The 1,561-nt window shown below is 48.9% G+C and carries 2 protein-coding genes and 1 pseudogene; 2 read left to right on the top strand and 1 reads right to left on the bottom strand.

The window, feature by feature from the left end; genetic code table 11:
- Positions 1–2: 2 nt before the first annotated feature.
- Together WH277_RS01550 and WH277_RS01545 are read left to right on the top strand one after the other, a co-directional pair.
- Positions 3–917 carry a transcriptional regulator gene (locus WH277_RS01550; protein ID WP_339503976.1) on the top strand — a complete coding sequence of 305 codons (915 nt, stop codon included), beginning with the start codon at positions 3–5 and terminating at the stop codon, positions 915–917.
- Entirely contained in the window at positions 892–1,347 is a 456-nt protein-coding gene (locus tag WH277_RS01545) for a hypothetical protein (RefSeq protein WP_339455589.1), read from the top strand. Before WH277_RS01550 ends, WH277_RS01545 begins: the two co-directional genes overlap by 26 nt.
- 18 nt (positions 1,348–1,365) lie before the next feature.
- On the opposite strand, the pseudogene WH277_RS01540 reads toward WH277_RS01545, so the two are convergent.
- Positions 1,366–1,561, bottom strand: a pseudogene (locus tag WH277_RS01540) (hypothetical protein); the annotation flags it as partial.

Here is a 1,561-nt window from a genome sequence, read left to right as displayed (position 1 = left end):
ATATTATTCACCACTGGTACGTCGATTTTTCGTCCGGTACGTTACTCCATCAACTCAGTGGTGAAGAACGGCGCCTGGGCGAATATCAATTCAAATTGTTGCTGGTACTGGCTGAAAATGCCGGAAAAACATTAAGCCGTGATGAGCTCACTACGCTGGTTTGGGAACGGCGGGTTATTGGTATTAACAGTTTACCGAATGCGATTCATGCGCTGCGCGTGGCGCTGGAGGATGACGGCAAGCAGCAGCGTATTATTAAAACGATCCCTAAAAAGGGCTATATCCTTGAGGCAGAATTTTGCCAGCGTATTTCCTATGACAAAGAAGAGGCGCCTGGCCTGGCCGGTGCCTCGCCGCAAACATCTGTACCAGAAAATGGAATACCCCTTGAGGATGAGCACCCGGTAGATCCTGCGGTATTACCCGCGCTGGCCGAGACGAAAACGACGATTAACGCAGAGCTAAAACCGCGCTTACGTCGCGCATTCTGGCTCTGGCTTATTTTCTTTCAGGTTTTGCTGTTACTGGTTGTGCTGGCGTGGGCCGGGCGAGCGCTTTTCCCGGTAAACAGCAGCCAACTGGTGAAAAAAAATTCCGTCCCGTACAGCCATATTCAGCTAATGGAATTGCGCCGGGGATGGGACAACTCATCCGCGTCCTATGATTTAAATAAGCTTTTGGGACCGGTGCTGTTTACGCTGAATCAAAATCTGAAAAACCAGAAGGTGACGATGGAAATTTTCTATTACACCTCAGGCACGACGCTGAACTACACCATGACGTTATCGAATCAATGCGATCGTAAACAGCTGGCTATGAACATTATCAACTGGCGTACGGATGGTGCTCAACTGAGCGCCCTAATCTATCGTGAAGGCGAACGAAAAATTAATGAAATGGCCAACTGCGTCAATTAGCTTACTGATCGTGACTCTGCTGGTGCCCCTGGGGGTGGCAGTGATCAAATATCTGCCAGGAGATAAGGGTCTGTTCACGGAGGATTTCGTTAAAGTGAATTTACAGCTGGGGTATTACGACCTGCTGGCGCGCCAGCGTGAGATTTATGATACCTACTTCGATGCCAGGGGGAGTACCGTGCTGATGACCCTGACCAGCCCAAACGATAATCGTTTTATGGCCAAGATCAGCCTGGAACAGCAAAAGCAAAATACCGAAGGTGTGATGTTTACGTTCCATAAAATTTATTATGCTGATGATGGTCAGACGCGGATGATTAAAAATATTCTCGGCTATGCGGAAAACAACGGCGTACATTTTGATACCCTACAACTGGGTAAAGAACGTCTAATGATCACCCCTTCTGGCCAAATGGTACGATACCGCTAGCACCACTGGCTGCTTTACTTAGCGGTCGGTAAACAGCGTACGCCATGCCTGAAGCGTTTTGGGCATGGTATTTTTATCCTTCTCAGTGGTTACATAATCCACTTCCACGCCGTTATCTTCGCCAGGGCTGACACGTAGCGCCCAGATTTTCCCTTCCGGCGTGTACATGATGATGGCTGACTGTCGGTTCGCCATGCCTTTTACCCACAGAGTG

The organism is Erwinia sp. MYb416 (assembly GCF_037479575.1).
In the GTDB taxonomy this organism is placed as follows: Bacteria; Pseudomonadota; Gammaproteobacteria; order Enterobacterales; family Enterobacteriaceae; genus Erwinia; species Erwinia rhapontici.
The sequence above is the reverse complement of the archived record's forward strand: the minus strand, read 5'-3'. Positions and strand labels throughout refer to the sequence as shown.